We start from the raw sequence: 13893 nt of genomic DNA, 5'->3' as shown, positions 1-13893 counted from the left end.
GAGAGTCGATCTTGTCCATGCAGGGTCAGACTCTACGCGTCCGGAAAAGTTCAACATTTCAATGCCGGATCAATAATGTGGCTCACAGGTCGCCTGGCGCCGGACTTCAAGACCATCGCCGACTTCCGGCGTGACAGCGGTACAGGCATTGCCAACGTCTGCCGCCGCTTCGTTGTCCTCTGCCGCGACCTCAAGCTCTTCACGCAGGCCGTCGTGGCCATCGACGGCAGCAAGTTCAAGGCCGTCAATACGCGCGACGCCAATTTCACGCCGGCCAAGGTCCAGAAGCGCAAGGAGCAAATCGAGGAGAGCATCCATCGCTACCTGGTCGCGCTGGAGACAGCCGATCGCGGGCCGGATACGCCAGAGTTCCGAGCCCGCTCCGAACACCTGGAGCGCAAGGTCCAGACGATGCGTGAGCAGATGCGGCGCATGGTGGACATCGAGAAGCGGCTCGCAAGCGCGCCGGAAGGCCAGATCTCGCTCACGGATAAGGACGCCAGGTCCATGGCAACGAGCGGCAGAGGCTCGGGCATCGTGGGCTACAACGTTCAGGCCGCGGTCGAGACGAAGCATCACTTCATCGTTGCCCACCAAGTCACGAACGAAGGCCACGACCGAACGCAGCTCGCGCCCATGGCGAAAGCCGCGCGCGAGGCGATGCAAAGGCACAAGCTGACGGCCGTTGCTGATCGTGGCTACTTCAGCGGACCACAGATCAAGGCCTGCGACGACGCCGGTATCGCGGCAGTCCTGCCCAAGCCGACGACCTCGAACGCCAAGGCCGAGGGGCGCTTCGACAAATCGGACTTCATCTACATCGCCAGGGTCGATGAGTACTGATGCCCGGCCGGACAACGAGCGAAGTACCGCTTCACCCGCGAGGAGCACGACCTGATACTGCGTCGCTACTGGAGCAGTGCGTGTCCGGGATGTCCGATGAAGGACCGATGCACGCCGAGCGACTACCGACGAATTTCGCGCTGGGAACACGAGGATGTCCTCGAAGCCGTGCAGCGACGACTCTTGCGAAGTCCTGACGCGATGATCGTGCGAAGGCGCGCCGTGGAACACGTCTTCGGAACACTGAAGCACTGGATGGGGTCTACGCACTTCCTGACTCGGACGCTGCCGAACGTCAGCACCGAAATGAGCCTCCACGTGCTCGCTTACAACCTCAAGCGATTGATTGCGGTGCTTGGCATGACAAAGGCGATGAAGGCGGTGCAAATGGCCGGGGCGTGAGCCTCGAAATGCCCTTTTTCAACGCTCCAGGCGCCTCGACTTGCGTGCCACCCACTGTATGGCTGCGATGGGCCGGTGACGCTGTTCGACCCTGGATGGCTTCGAGGCGCGTTCTCACACAGCCTCCAGCGGGAGCGGTCGTACATCGGGTGACGACTGACAGACCGCAACCAGTCTTTCCCTGCCGCTCAGTTCTTAGGCGGGCTCGCGGGCGAGATACCGCAGCGGTCCGCGTAATGGGGAGACTTGGGGTCCTTACAGTCCGCGTTCGCCTTGGGTGGCTGCGTGCTCACTCCGGCTTGCGCTTCGCCAGGTCGCGGCACGTTGTCTCCAGGCCTTGGATCGACGAAGTCGTTGGGCCACTTGAACAGCGGTTCCCCGCGGGCGACCTTGGCCTTCAGGGCATCGACCTTGGTGATCGTGCAGCGGAACTCGATAACGGCCTGCTGTCCTGGTTGCAGTGGCGGCTTCTTGGTCTCTTGGATGTCAGGACGTCGGCAGAGCAGCGCTGCGACGGAGAAGTAGTCATGGACATATCCGCGGGCGTTGGGGCCGCCGCGGGCAACCATTAGGCTGTCCCCGTTCTTGCAGTACGTGATGGCCTTCTGCAGGGCGAGGTCGATCATGCGATCCGAGCGTCGCTGAATGGCCGCAGACTCCCAAAGTTCATCGCTGGCAAGTCGGTAGCCAAACTCGCATGAGTCGTCAGCGGTCGTCGGGCGAAGGTCTTCAGACAGTGTCTGGGCGTTCGCTGCACCAAAGGTCCACACGGCCAACAGCAGGGCCGACGGCAGCAACAAGCAGTTCTTCATCTCTTCCTCCCAAATGGCTTGCTGGATGTTTGAACAGTAGGTGTACTATTGGAACCGAATCGGAGCAACCGCCATGAATGGGCTGCGCAACTGGATGTCGCTCGCAAGTGACAACCTCTTTCTGCTACTTGACCTCTTTGTTCCCCAACAAGGAGTTGCGCAGCGCCGACATCTCAGGAGTGATATCTCCAACGAGGCTACTGACCACATCGCCGACATTCACGGTGACGCAACAAGGGCGACTTCGTCTGCCTCCCACGCGAAGCCGGTGCTGTTCGACGATGACGACCTCTGGCGGTGGAATCAAGAGCAGGAGATGTTTGATCGACCCGCCTAGGGTGCATCGCGCTCCGGCGACTGTCGTCAGAGTCGCTACTGATCATTGGGGCCCGTTGGAATTCGAGGTGGGTACACACCCATCTGTTCTTGTTTGGCCTCTGCGTCAGCTGCCTTCGCTTTCCGGACATTCTCTGCCTGCTGCGGAAATGTCGACGCCTCGGGCGAATGCACTCCTTTTTGAGCCTTGTTCGGCGTGTGTTCTTGGGTAATCGGATTCGACGAGTACACGGGATCGTGCCCGGTGCTGGTCGAATCAATACGGCTATCCCAGTCAACTTGGGTCGCCCCCGCTGTGCTGTCCAACTTTGCACGTGCAGCCTGGCTGGCCTGCTGTGCTCCACCTTGTCCGGCGGCAACTTGCGCACCAAGGTCTGATCCTCCCACGGCTTGCGCAGGCGACACGCCCTGCTGACGCCATCCAGCCTGGACGCGCATACTGCCGGCCTCGTGTGCCAGTTCGACCGCCTGGCGCCCCCCGCCAGGGTTGGCCTGTTGCTGATGACTTCGCAAGGCTGCCGGCGTGAAGTTCAGTCGATCCTGCTGGACGTTGGGACCCTGCCCCTGATGGGGAACCCAGAAAGATTCGCCTGCGTCACTCTTGAAGACCTCGCCCGAGGCCACGAATTCCTGCAGCAAGGACTTGAGGTGAGCTGTTGATGCGCGGCCCTGGGAAGGCTCTACGCCGCGTGCCCGAGCAAACTGGTAGAACTCGTTCGCCCAGTTCGCCTCGCCGGACCGGGAGAATGCCTCGTATTTCTCACTGGCCTCTTGGTACCGGCGACTCTCGGCGAGACTTGCGCTTGCCAACTCCCTTGACGTTGCCGCATCGCGCATCGACGCATCGATACGGTCCGCAGCTTCGCGATTTGACCTTCGAGTTGACTCAAAGCTGCTGCCGCTCCGGAAGGCATTGACCAAGCGCTCCTGACGTTGAACGCTCAGGTCATGCAGCGAACTCCGTTCACTCTGAATGGCATTGCTCAGTTGCTCTGTTTCCTGGGTGCTCAATTTGCCCCCAAAGCTGAGCACTGGAATCGGCGCGCCAACACCAGCGGTGAGCGCTTTCTGAACCGCCGACGAGTCAGCGATACCGAACTGCTTCGCTATTCTCTCGGCAGAGCGGGCTGTGTCGCTTGTCGCGAGCCCGTTGTCCCCCAACGTCGACACGTCGAACCCGAGCCCACGTGTCGCGCCTGCGCTCCCAGTCCTGGCCAGTGTCAGCGCTTGCGTGAATGCATTGCCCAGCGATGCCTCGTAGGCCTTCTGATGTTGGGTGGCTTGCTCTGTCGCAGCTGCTGCACTCTCGGACATCCGTTGACCCCAGCCAGCCGAATCCTTGACGCTGACCGGCCCTGAGGACTGGGCGTACTGGTCGATCGTCTCGCCAGAGAGCAAATGGGTCGCCGACTGGCCACCCAGACCACTGGTGCGCCGCACGGCCGAGTCCGAGCGGTACTCGGATAACTCCTGCTGGCCGTAGCTCATGTTGCCGAGCTGCAGATTGCCATGCGCGCCCTGTGCCGCCGTCGAGCTGGCGGCCGAGCCGCCACCGACGCCACTGGCTCCAGCCACGGCCATGACCTTCTCGAAGCCAAGGAGGATGGCTGCCGCCAGAACTGGAACGAAGGTCACCATCCAAGACGCCACCGCCACTTCAGAGATAGCCGTTGAGTAGATGCCCGTTGCGGACTGCAGAGACAGCGCCTGGGTGCCACCAATAGCCGCCGCCGCCGCCAGACTCTTGGCTGACTCCAGGGTCTGCAGGTAGTTGACCACTGCGAACATGGGTGGCCACAGCTCAACCCAGATCATGACCAGGATGTAGCCCTTGAGCAGTTTGGCCAGGGCCTGGCCCTCGGAAGCGACGGCCAGGATGCACAGCACCGGAAACATCGCGTAGAGGATGGCCTCGGTCACGTTGCGCACCAGGGGCAGTACCTCCTCGGCGATGCGACCCTGTACCAGCCAGCCCGCATTGGTCTGGGCAATGGCTTGGGACCGCATCGACGCGAACATCATCAGCGCAGGATCATCCAGCGACGCCCCGTACAAGGCTGAAGCGTCTGCAGTGGCATTGATCAAGATGTTCTGCACCATGACTTCGGCCGCCGTGAGACCCACGTTCGCAAGCTGGCTCTTTCCGTAGATCGCGAGCAGGCTGCCTTCGGCCTTTGCAATCGCCTGCGCACTGTCCTGACCCGGATAGAGCCTTTGCGCCATGGCTTCCAGAGCCTGCCGACCCTGCCCCATGAGATTCTTGTGCAGCTTGCCGTAGACCTCGGGGCAAGTACCCAGCTGGGTGTCACCGTTGCTGTCGTGGTAGGGGCTGAACAGCGCAGGATTGGTGACCTCGATGTCGGCCAAGAGATTGGGCGATCGCTCGAAGGCGCCTGGGTTGGCCTCCCTGGCGAGTGTTGGAAAGACACAGTTGCGCAGGTAGTTCAGCGTGTCACTCTGGGTCACCAGCGCCGTGAACTCCGCCTCGCGCGAGGCCCTGACAAGCCTGTTGCCAAAGAGCACCCCGTGCTCGAGGTAGCCCAGCTCCGCCGGCAGTGCCAGATCGCCGGGAATCGTCTGGAAAGCGGTCTCGAACATCTGCGTGAGCGTCGACCCAATGCTCGACTTCACGGTACCCAACAGCGCCAGCCCCCATGGAACGTTTTGCACCACCACCGGGGGCTGCAAGCCGAGCTTGTCTTCGATGGACACGTTCGCCTTGGGGACGAGCAGCACACCAGAAAGCACCGCTACCGTCATGAACCAGTTCCAGCCCTTTTGCAGGTTGCCCGGAAGCATGGCCAGGATCGCGACCGAGACGAACCCAACGATCACCGCGACGCGGATCATGTCGGCGAAGTCATTCGCACTCATGACCATGGCGATCGCGTTGAGGATGCCATGGAGGGCATCCACGTTGCCGTAGGCGTAGATGGTCAGGGTCTGCGTGACCATGGGCTCGTCCGCACTCCGGTTCGCTGTAGTTGGCCCATCAGCCCCGCGTGCCCTTGCCGGTCATGAGGTTGGAGAAGTCGATCATGTTGCGCACCGTGCTGGGCAGGTTCAGTCGCATCTGACGCTCGATGTGCTGGATATCTTCGACGACAGCGTTCATGGCAGGCACGCGCTCCAACGCGGTCTTGCGCTCGCCATCGATGGCCAGGAGCATCGCGTCGATGCGGCCACGCAGATCCTTCGCCTGCTCCTCCTCGACGGCGGATTGCAGGCGCGCTGCAGAGAGGTAGACCCGCACGTCGCGTAGCCCTCTCGACAGGAAGGTGTAGGCGTAGTCGTAGGCGATGACCTTGGCGTAGCGGTGGATCAGCAGGTCCGAGAGATAGCTGTCTCGATGGGCCGAATCGGCAACAAAGCCCACCGTCAACATCTTGTAGACCGGCACCGTGGTCATGTTGACAAAGCGGATCTGTTCCGCCGTGGGGGTCTTCTTTTCACTGAGCGCGTCCCGAAGGCCTTCCAAGGTCTGACGCACATAGGTCGGGAACGGCGTGAGCTCCTTGTCCACCGCTGCGGGTGACATGCAGTCGGTGTCAGGACAACTCCACCAACCCTTGACCATCACGGTGTCGGCCGAGTTGCCGGGCGCGTTGCCGTTCAGCAATACGGTGAGGTTGTCGATTGGTGGGCTGACAGGCCTGGGCGGAATGGGTGAACCACCATTGTTGGCCGCCTTGTACAGCAGCACCGAGCCCGCAATGTTCATGAAGGCCTCCTTCTCGTCCTTTGTGAAGCTGCTCTGGCTCAGCGCCTCCCACACCAGGTTCATGTCCCGCTGTGCCAGTTGCTTGACGTCTGGGTCCGAGCTGCCCTTGACGTCGGTGTTCACCGCTGGAGCGCTGTCCTTGCAGCGCGCCTGGGCCGCGGGCTCGTCCTCGCCGTAGTAGGCCTTGGCCATGGCCACGCAGGCGCTGTAGCTGTTGATGTCGAAAACACCCGACATGCCATTGACCAGGCTGTTCGACATCTGACAGCTGTTGCGGCTGAAGTTGTTGAACTGCGCAATGGTCTTCTCAAGATCGCCGAGGGTGCCCTCAATCAGCGGGTTGATGCTCTTGAGCGCTGCCTTGAACAGCAGACCGACCGTGTTCGCGCCGATCTGCTGCAGCATGGCCTTGAACTGGGCCGAGTTGATGTGGCTGAAGCTGCCGAGGTAGGCGTCGATCCCTCCGCAGCCGGCATTGATGCTCGGCAGCGTGACGCTCCACAGCTGATAGTTGCGGGTAGGCGCCCGCATCTGCAGCTCTCCACCCGTGTAGATGTTCTGCGCCTGGCTTCTGAAGGCGCCTGGCCCGGACACGTTGGCCATGGCGCCCATGTCGTTGAACATCTGCTGCATCTGAGCATTGAGATCAGCGGCCCGGGCGACGCCAGAGAACTCCAGGCTCCAGATCAAGGCGACGGCGATGCAGGTGCGTCGGCACGTGACGCCCGAGCGAGCTCGCGCCGCATTGGCCTGACTCAGCATGGTGTGGTTCCGGTCATGCATCACTGAACTCTCAGGGGTTGATACCCCTGCGCCCCCGCACGCAGAACTAGCGAGGCGGCGCGCTGGCGAGACCCGCCGAGGCTGTTCATCACCGGTGTGGCGGCGTTGCTGCCGGGCTCGTCGCGCATGCGCACCAGCAGCGCAATGCGCTCGACCAACTCGCCCGCGGTCATCGGACCGAATCCCACCGGCAGGACCTCACGCGCACCGGGCTGTGCCAGCACGGTGAAGGGGACCTGGAACTGCTCGGCAGGGATGCCCAGTGACTCCATCACCCGGGCAGCTTGGCCGCTATCCCGGGCTGGCCGCGGGAACAGCGGGAGGCCCGCACCATCCATGCTGATCGCGAACACCGTGAACCCATACTTCTGCTCGAACTGCTTGAGCATGGGCGAGAAGGCGTGGCAGTAGGCGCAGTCGCCTCGGAAGAAGAAGTACAAGCCATGGGTGCGCGAGAGGGACCGCATCAGGTCGTCGTTCTGCTGGGACTGGACCTGATCGAACACCCGCTGGGCCGCCGGGTTGGGTGGTCGGGTGCCTTGGGCCGTCTCGTCAACCCAGGGCATCCTCATGGCCACGGCCTGTGCCAGGTCAGTGAAGGTTGACGCTTTGCGGCGCGACTCCGCCCACAGCTCCAGAAAGCGCCCCAGGTTGGCCTCGTTGGGGTTGATGATGGCGGCGTTGAGGCTGCGCTCAAGGTGCTGTTGGAAGGCCTTGAACTCCTCCAGGTCGCGATCCTCGGCCGTGCGCGCATCCGGCGACGCAGGCTGGGCCTGCATCGCCTTCGCTGGCTCCATCTCGGGATCCTGGTACCAGAACCAGCCGTCACGGTGGCTCTGCCAGTAGCCGCCGCGGTCAGCGTTCCCGGCGACGGCCCGCCCACTGGACTGAGGTGCGGCGATGGCCAGCGTCGACCAGCTGGTGAGGCAACCAACCATAAGAGCGAGGGCCAGACGCAGGGCTGCCTGGCCAAGGCGGCCGGGAGGCGTTGAGGTGATGATCAGGTGCATCGACTGTCTCCTGCCGGCGCTAACGGTCGCTGGCCATGGCCAGCGGCTCGTTCGGGAAGGTGCCCGACTCGCAGTAGCTGATCGCGTAGACCAGCTGCTGGTCGCTGGTCACGCTCTTCGGATCCTTGCCCACCGGGGCGACCACAGCAGCCTGGCGGGTTGTGACCTTCAGCCGTGCGCAGCCGGGCTCCTTCAGCCATGCAGTACGCTCGACATCGACCTCGATGGGCTTTCGGCTGCGAAACACCTCCGCCATGCCCTGGGCGACACCCGCGCCCAGAACGCCAACCGCCCTCCCCTGCTGGATGGCAGCGATGAGCAGTGGCCGAATCGTGGTGACCTCCTCCCTGGTGCCTATCGGCTGGGCCTGCGCCGGCAACAGCCCGCAGGACAGCACGGCGCCGGCCAGCGCCGTGCGCCAGCTGATTGGGTGATCGTCACTGGGCACAGGAGCCTCCCCCGTAGTAGCAGGTCATCTGCTTCTTGAAGGCCTCGGACTGCAGGCCGCCCAGGTCAGCCTGGGTGGGAACGATCTCGGCGTAGAACTCGCTGAGGTCCATCCGGCTGAAGTCGAGCGCCTGCAGCTCGGCGATCGTGAAGCCGTCACAGATCGGCGCCTTGGGGGTGCCCCAGCCACGAGCGAGCTGAGGTCGACCCTGCTCGTTGATGATCCGAGCCAGCCTGGACGGATAGCAACAGTAAGTCTGGGTGCGCGTGATGCAGCCGCCGAAGAGGTCACGGTCCGAGCAGTAGTCGCCCATGTCGTGGCACAGCTTGGCATCGCGCTTCATCGCCGTGGTCTGGCTCGAGGTCGGGCAGTCGAGCAAACCGGAGAGCTGTATCGCCAGCATGGCGAGAGACCAGGGCCCGGGCACCAGGCTGGTCAGGAAGTCACCCACACCGAGGTTGCCGGCCAGCACCCCCGCCAGTCCCGAGTCCAGTCCGGTGCCAAACAGACCCTCAAAGCCCGAGATCACCCAACTCGGCGCCTCGGAGGTGAAGAGCGCGTCATAGGTGTAGCTGGAAAACGCCGCCTTGCCGACCATGCCCACCGCAGCGCTGGCCACGCTGAGCGTGTTGAAGGCCGCAAAGGCGTTGGTGCCGCCACCCTTGCAGCAGTTCTTCAGGCCCCACAGCTCGCGATCGCAGCGGTTGTCCGTGCCCTGGAAGATCTTCGTCGCCGCCGGGTCCAGGTAGCGTCCGGACTCGCGCTGGGCTTCCATCATCGTGATCGCCTTGACGAAGTCCTGGTCCTGGCTGTAGGACTTGTCGTAGCAAGAACCACCGTAGCAGTAGCTCTGGCCCCCACACTCGATCGGCTGCTCGTAGACGGCGTCAGCGGTCTTGCAGTCGAATTGCGCGCTGGTGCTGAGGCAGTGGCCCTGGGCGTCGAACTGGTTGCAGGTGAGGCCGCCGTACTGGCTGCAAGCCCGCAGCCTCGGGTCACTGCAGGTCGAGGGCTGTCCCAGCGTGGTGCAGTCAAACCGAGCCCGCCACTTCCAGCAGGCCCGGTAGACCGGAACGCCCTCGATGTCACGTGTGGCCTCGCCCTCGATGCAGACGCTGTCCATGCGTACGCACTGGGCGGTCGCGAGCAGCGAGAGCGCCGGCAGTGCGATTGGTGGGTCCGGGTTAACGCCGTCGGGCGGCAGGGCGACGGTCTTGGCCTCGTAGGACGCGCAGGCGTTCTCCCAATAGTCCCCCGCAATGTGGTCGATGTGGGGCTTGTCCATCGACTCCACCAGCGTGCGCGTCGGGCCGGACGGAACGACGAAGTACTCCGAGGTGGGGCTGGAGCTGCCTGCCTGGTGGTAGGGGCTGAGCTCGGTGCCACCCAGCCGCCTGGCCCAGGCCATACCCCCTGGTGACCAACACGCCGCGCCGTCACCCCGCGCCTCGCTACAGCTAGGTCCGTTGTCGCCGCCCTGATCCACACACTCCACGAAGATCAGTTCATTGCCGGGCACCTCGCCGCCCGGGCAACTGAAGCGATGGTCGAAGACCGCCGGCGGGACCGGTGGGTCGCAAAAGGCTTCACCGTCGCCATTGACCCACGAGCAGTGCTGATAGCCCTCGTGGAAATGGAAGTCGAGGCGGCAGCGCCCGTCGCGATCACAGGCTGGCCCGTCGACGTAGACCTGCACCGAGAAGCTGTCGAGCCCGTAGGCACCTTCAAACTCCGCGATCACCGGCGGCAGTTGGCCGGCGACTGGGATCGGCGAGTCCACAGCCAGCGTCACCTCACGGGACTGGGCACCCACGCCGATCCGAAACAGTACCCGGCCGTCCTTGCGCCCCCAGTCGCAGTAGGCGGCCACGGTGACCGTGCCGGCCAGGTGCAAGCTGCCACTGAGCTGTGCGAACCAAGTCGACTGCTCGCAGCTGTACTTGTCCTTGGTGAAGACGGTCAGCGTCTTGTCGCACGTGTTGGTGTTCCAACTCCCCGTCTCTACGGAGCAGCCTGTGCGCTCATAGGTGGCCGCCTTGAGCAGCTTTGGCGCGCCGACGGTGCAGGCGCTGTAGCTCTGGGCCACATTGCCGAGGACCTGGCTGGGATCCTTGGCGACACCAGCGCCAGCCAGGGCCGGATCTGCCGAGGTCACCGCTCGCGCCGGGCGAGTGGCCACGCCGAGCGCAACCCCGGCACAGATGGAGTCGCCCGGGTTAGTCTGGCACTGGGCCCGCACACTGGCCGCCGGCGACACCAGGTCGCCCTTGCGGTAGTAGTCGGCCTGTGGCGGCGTGTCGGTGTAGTTGGGGACCATCGACTTGGTGGCGCCGGACTTCAGGTCTTGGACCGTTCCCGTGACCAACTGCTTGCCCAGGGCCTTGCCCGCTTCAAAGTCGTCTTGGGGATCAGCTGCCGCCGCTGCGCAAGCGCTGACCAGCGCGATGGCCGCCACCACCTGGCCGGCGGCGTGGTTGGCCACGAACAACCGCAGCCAGCTCATCGCATGCCCCGCATGGCGGCCAGGTGCCGCCGGGCGAGTGCCGCAAACGGCGGATCCTCTCGCTCCATGGTGCGCAGCGCATAGTCCATCGACACATCGCCCGTGAGCTTGCTGAAGGCCATCGGCCCACATTGCCCCCCATCGCAGCCCACCGTGACGGGCTGCCTCGGATCGACCAGCACAAAGGTCGGCACCGCAGCGACCGCGAAGCGCTCAAAGGCCTGCGGGTCGATCGTCCAGGCCACCTTGCGCGTGCCCAGCACCGCGCGCACGGCTTCAGCGGTCTTGCGGATCGAGCGGTCCTTGAGCCCGCGCATCACCAATTGGGCGTGCGCGCGCTCCGCCTGCTCCACCAGCGCCTGCAGGGTGGCGCGCGGCATCGACAGTGACACGAAGATCATCAGATCGGCCACGCTTCGGGAAGCCGAGTCCTGAGGCCGCCCACCGGCCCCGAGGCCTGTGGCGCGCTCAGCCTGGGCGGCAATCGCCTGGATGTCGATTTGCGAACCTGCGCCCGCCGGCAGCGCCAGGACAGGCATCTGGTCTCGGCTGGCGGCCATGGCTGCGGCCATCTCGGCATCGGTCGGCATCCGGGCCGGCGGCAGAGGCTGGCTGGCGGCCGGCAGACTGATCGCCAGCGCCAACGCGGCAGACAGCGCAGCGCGACCAGGGCGACCAGAGCGACAGCTTGCATTCATGGTCATCGCCTGGTCCTCACCACGCGCAGCAGTTGCGCTTGCGGAACACCATGTAGGAGAAGTCCTCCCCCTTGATGGGGTACTCCTTAGCCATGCCCCAGATCTGGGTGGTCCTGCCCAGTGGCTGGCAGCAGCGCCCCTCGTCCTTGCTGGTGTTGGGGACCGGATAGACGAGCTGGGTCTTGTAGCCGGTCTTGTCCATCAGTGGCGCCAGCTTCGGGCCGCACTGCGCGTCGCGGCCATGCCATCTCCAGGCCAGCATCTGCCTGTGCATCTTGGCCAGCATCCGCTGCACGAGCAGTGAGGAGGCCTGGACGCCGCCCACATGGGCCTGCACGTGGCCGTCAAGCGGGTACACCGTGCCATTGCAGCCGGCGCACCAGATCATCTCCTTGATGCCGAAGCCGATCGAGGCAGCCACGCAGTCGGCAGCGCAGGCCGCCTGGGCCACCGGGTTGGCGAACAGGATGGCCTCGGGGTTCAGGATCGCCGTGAGCTGATCGTCGTTCCAGGCGGGGTCGAGCTCGGTCAGGTAGGCCAGGTCCAGACTGCCCTTCTCCAGGCAGGGAAAGTCGAGCAGCACCTCCAGGTAGTACAGGATCAGGTTGGTGTAGTAGTGGACCTGGTAGGTCGATCCACGCATCGTGCCGTCCCAGGCCGCTCGCGAGTCCTGAGCGCCGCGCGGTGCGTCGATGCCGGGGTCGAAGTCGATGCCGCCCAGCGACACCAGGCAGTAGGGCGTCCGGGTGACCTCGATCAGCCGCGCCGGCTCCCAGAATCCGATCTCGATGCCGATACGCGGCGTGGGCGTCGCACAGAAGCACAGCGGGTCCGAGGGGTTGGAGATGTCCTCCTGGTCGAATTCCAGGATGGTCATGTTGCCTATTGACAGCGGAAAGATGCAGGACCAGCAGATGTCGGTGATGGGGTTGGGGAACTGCCCAAAGCACGTTGCGCTGGCCACAGCCGGCGTTGGCGCGGCGATCAGCAAGGCACAGGCCGCCCCGGCGAATAGGCCGACGGCGTGGCTGGACCAGCATCGGCCAAGTTGGAGTGCCCGCAGACCAAACTGCCACAGCCGTTGGATTGCGCTCAGTGAGGGACTCACAGCGGCAGCTCCTCAACCTTCAGCCGCAAGCCGTCCTGGCTAACACGGGCGGGCACCTGACGGATGCCAAAGCGCTGCACCAGCTGCCCGTCTTGGTCGAAGAAGACCTGAACCTTCCACTGCCGGGTCAAGGCCAGAGGCTGGCCGGCCACGAGGATGGGCTTGATCAGGGTGCCCAACTCGTCCAGGCGGGCCTTGACCAACTTCACTTGATCCGGGTCGCGCCCATCGAAGAAAAGCAGCTCACGGGTCAGACGAACCGCCTGCAGAGGGTTGCCCACGGTGCCCGCGGCGATGACGATGCGACCTTGGTGGTCGACTACGGGCTCGTCGAAGCGCACAGACGGGTCGAAGAGGAAGGTGCGCGCCCTGACCGTCCGGCGCAGGCCCGGCACCGCCGCAGGCGTCTCCACCCGCGCGATGGCCCGGCGCTTGGCCTCGTCTTGCAGGCGCTGCAACTCGCCGCTGGCCTGCTTGGCGCGCATCACCTGAAGCATCTCCTGGAGCAGGTCGGGCTCAGAGATCTCGTAGAGCGGCCCTCTTGCTCCCAGGTCGCGGGCCTGGGCACTGACCGTCCACACTGATGCCATGGCCAAGCACAGTGACAGTGCTGCACGGCTCACCACAGCGCTATCCCCTTGCCAACGATCGCGGTCGCCGGCACCAGGCCCATGACGGCATAGCGCGAATCGAGCGCGTCGACATGCGGCGCCCACATGTAGGTGTAGCCCGGTGGAATCACCTGGGGTGTGATGGGTGTCAAGGGCACACCCGCCCTGGACTGCGGCTTGCAGGCGCCGGCATCGAACCGCTCGCCTGTCGGTCGCACGATCCAGACGTGGTTGGCCACCACCTCAATGCGGTCCCCAGGCACGCCGACCAGGTACTTGACGAAACCGTCACCCTTTCGCGGCCCGTCGGTGGTGACTGCAGGCCTCCAAGCCTGCTGGACTCGGGTCCAGGCGTTGTGCAGGTAGTAGCCAGGAATCGCCTCACCGGCATAGGCGAAGACAGCCAGCTCGCCCGGTCGCGGGGGGACGCTCTTGAACACAAGCACGACGCTGGTGTGCACGCTGTCCGTCATGACCCAGGCCAGGCCCAGATACCGTGCCAGGCCAGCCAGGACAAGCACGACAGCCAGATCACGGGGCAGCTGGCGACGGATGACAGGCCAGCGCATCATCAGGCGATCCATCAGGCGCTCGCCGAGCGGCCGCGGGGGGACTGCC

The 13893-nt window shown here is 64.4% G+C and carries 11 protein-coding genes and 1 pseudogene; 2 read left to right on the top strand and 10 right to left on the bottom strand.

Annotation, left to right across the window (positions count from 1 at the left end):
- Positions 1-72: 72 nt before the first annotated feature.
- A pseudogene (locus tag KAK07_RS23980) lies at positions 73-1245 on the top strand (IS1182 family transposase); the annotation flags it as partial.
- 188 nt (positions 1246-1433) lie between these two features.
- Here KAK07_RS23980 and KAK07_RS23975 read toward each other — a convergent pair.
- Entirely contained in the window at positions 1434-2057 is a 624-nt protein-coding gene (locus KAK07_RS23975; RefSeq protein WP_210804435.1) for a hypothetical protein, read from the bottom strand.
- A 73-nt stretch (positions 2058-2130) separates the two neighbouring features.
- Between KAK07_RS23975 and KAK07_RS23970 the strand changes: the two genes are divergently transcribed.
- Positions 2131-2394, top strand: a complete 264-nt coding sequence (locus KAK07_RS23970; protein ID WP_210863506.1) for a hypothetical protein — start codon at positions 2131-2133, stop codon at positions 2392-2394.
- Positions 2395-2429: 35 nt separating this feature from the next.
- Here the strand turns inward: KAK07_RS23970 and KAK07_RS23965 are convergent, their stop codons facing one another.
- The 9 genes from KAK07_RS23965 to KAK07_RS23925 form a co-directional block, all read right to left on the bottom strand.
- Positions 2430-5348 carry a conjugal transfer protein TraG N-terminal domain-containing protein gene (locus tag KAK07_RS23965; RefSeq protein WP_210804436.1) on the bottom strand — a complete coding sequence of 973 codons (2919 nt, stop codon included), beginning with the start codon at positions 5346-5348 and terminating at the stop codon, positions 2430-2432.
- Positions 5349-5385: 37 nt separating this feature from the next.
- Complete coding sequence (locus KAK07_RS23960; RefSeq protein WP_210804437.1) at positions 5386-6897, bottom strand: conjugal transfer protein TraH; 1512 nt, start codon at positions 6895-6897, stop codon at positions 5386-5388.
- Positions 6897-7907: a conjugal transfer protein TraF gene (gene traF / locus KAK07_RS23955; RefSeq protein WP_210863504.1), complete on the bottom strand. Its 1011-nt coding sequence runs from the start codon at positions 7905-7907 to the stop codon at positions 6897-6899. Before traF ends, KAK07_RS23960 begins: the two co-directional genes overlap by 1 nt.
- A 19-nt stretch (positions 7908-7926) precedes the next feature.
- Positions 7927-8355 (bottom strand): hypothetical protein, encoded by a 429-nt coding sequence (locus tag KAK07_RS23950; protein WP_210863502.1) that lies wholly within the window; start codon positions 8353-8355, stop codon positions 7927-7929.
- A complete protein-coding gene (locus KAK07_RS23945) occupies positions 8345-10858 on the bottom strand; it encodes a conjugal transfer protein TraN (protein ID WP_210863500.1) in 2514 nt (837 codons plus the stop codon). Before KAK07_RS23945 ends, KAK07_RS23950 begins: the two co-directional genes overlap by 11 nt.
- A complete protein-coding gene (gene trbC, locus KAK07_RS23940) occupies positions 10855-11562 on the bottom strand; it encodes a type-F conjugative transfer system pilin assembly protein TrbC (protein WP_210863498.1) in 708 nt (235 codons plus the stop codon). The genes KAK07_RS23945 and trbC overlap by 4 nt, the downstream gene beginning before the upstream one ends.
- A 10-nt stretch (positions 11563-11572) precedes the next feature.
- Positions 11573-12547, bottom strand: coding sequence for a conjugal transfer pilus assembly protein TraU (gene traU / locus KAK07_RS23935; protein WP_210804442.1), 975 nt, complete (start codon positions 12545-12547; stop codon positions 11573-11575).
- 113 nt (positions 12548-12660) lie between these two features.
- Positions 12661-13254: a type-F conjugative transfer system protein TraW gene (traW, locus tag KAK07_RS23930; RefSeq protein WP_210804443.1), complete on the bottom strand. Its 594-nt coding sequence runs from the start codon at positions 13252-13254 to the stop codon at positions 12661-12663.
- 29 nt (positions 13255-13283) lie between these two features.
- Positions 13284-13859 (bottom strand): S26 family signal peptidase, encoded by a 576-nt coding sequence (locus tag KAK07_RS23925; protein ID WP_210804444.1) that lies wholly within the window; start codon positions 13857-13859, stop codon positions 13284-13286.
- Between the last annotated feature and the right edge of the window lie 34 nt (positions 13860-13893).

Origin of the sequence: Ideonella alba (assembly GCF_018069875.1) — a bacterium.
Lineage (GTDB): Bacteria > Pseudomonadota > Gammaproteobacteria > Burkholderiales > Burkholderiaceae_C > Ideonella > Ideonella alba.
This window is presented reverse-complemented; position numbering and strand designations above follow the sequence as displayed.

Bases quoted from the DNA above. Each gene is read 5' to 3' on its own strand.
- KAK07_RS23970 (WP_210863506.1), top strand. From the start codon at position 2,131: ATGAATGGGCTGCGCAACTGGATGTCGCTCGCAAGTGACAACCTCTTT.
- KAK07_RS23965 (WP_210804436.1), bottom strand. From the start codon at position 5,348: ATGGTCACGCAGACCCTGACCATCTACGCCTACGGCAACGTGGATGCC.
- KAK07_RS23960 (WP_210804437.1), bottom strand. From the start codon at position 6,897: ATGCATGACCGGAACCACACCATGCTGAGTCAGGCCAATGCGGCGCGA.
- traW (WP_210804443.1), bottom strand. From the start codon at position 13,254: ATGGCATCAGTGTGGACGGTCAGTGCCCAGGCCCGCGACCTGGGAGCA.
- traF (WP_210863504.1), bottom strand. From the start codon at position 7,907: ATGCACCTGATCATCACCTCAACGCCTCCCGGCCGCCTTGGCCAGGCA.
- KAK07_RS23945 (WP_210863500.1), bottom strand. From the start codon at position 10,858: ATGAGCTGGCTGCGGTTGTTCGTGGCCAACCACGCCGCCGGCCAGGTG.
- KAK07_RS23925 (WP_210804444.1), bottom strand. From the start codon at position 13,859: ATGGATCGCCTGATGATGCGCTGGCCTGTCATCCGTCGCCAGCTGCCC.
- KAK07_RS23975 (WP_210804435.1), bottom strand. From the start codon at position 2,057: ATGAAGAACTGCTTGTTGCTGCCGTCGGCCCTGCTGTTGGCCGTGTGG.
- trbC (WP_210863498.1), bottom strand. From the start codon at position 11,562: ATGACCATGAATGCAAGCTGTCGCTCTGGTCGCCCTGGTCGCGCTGCG.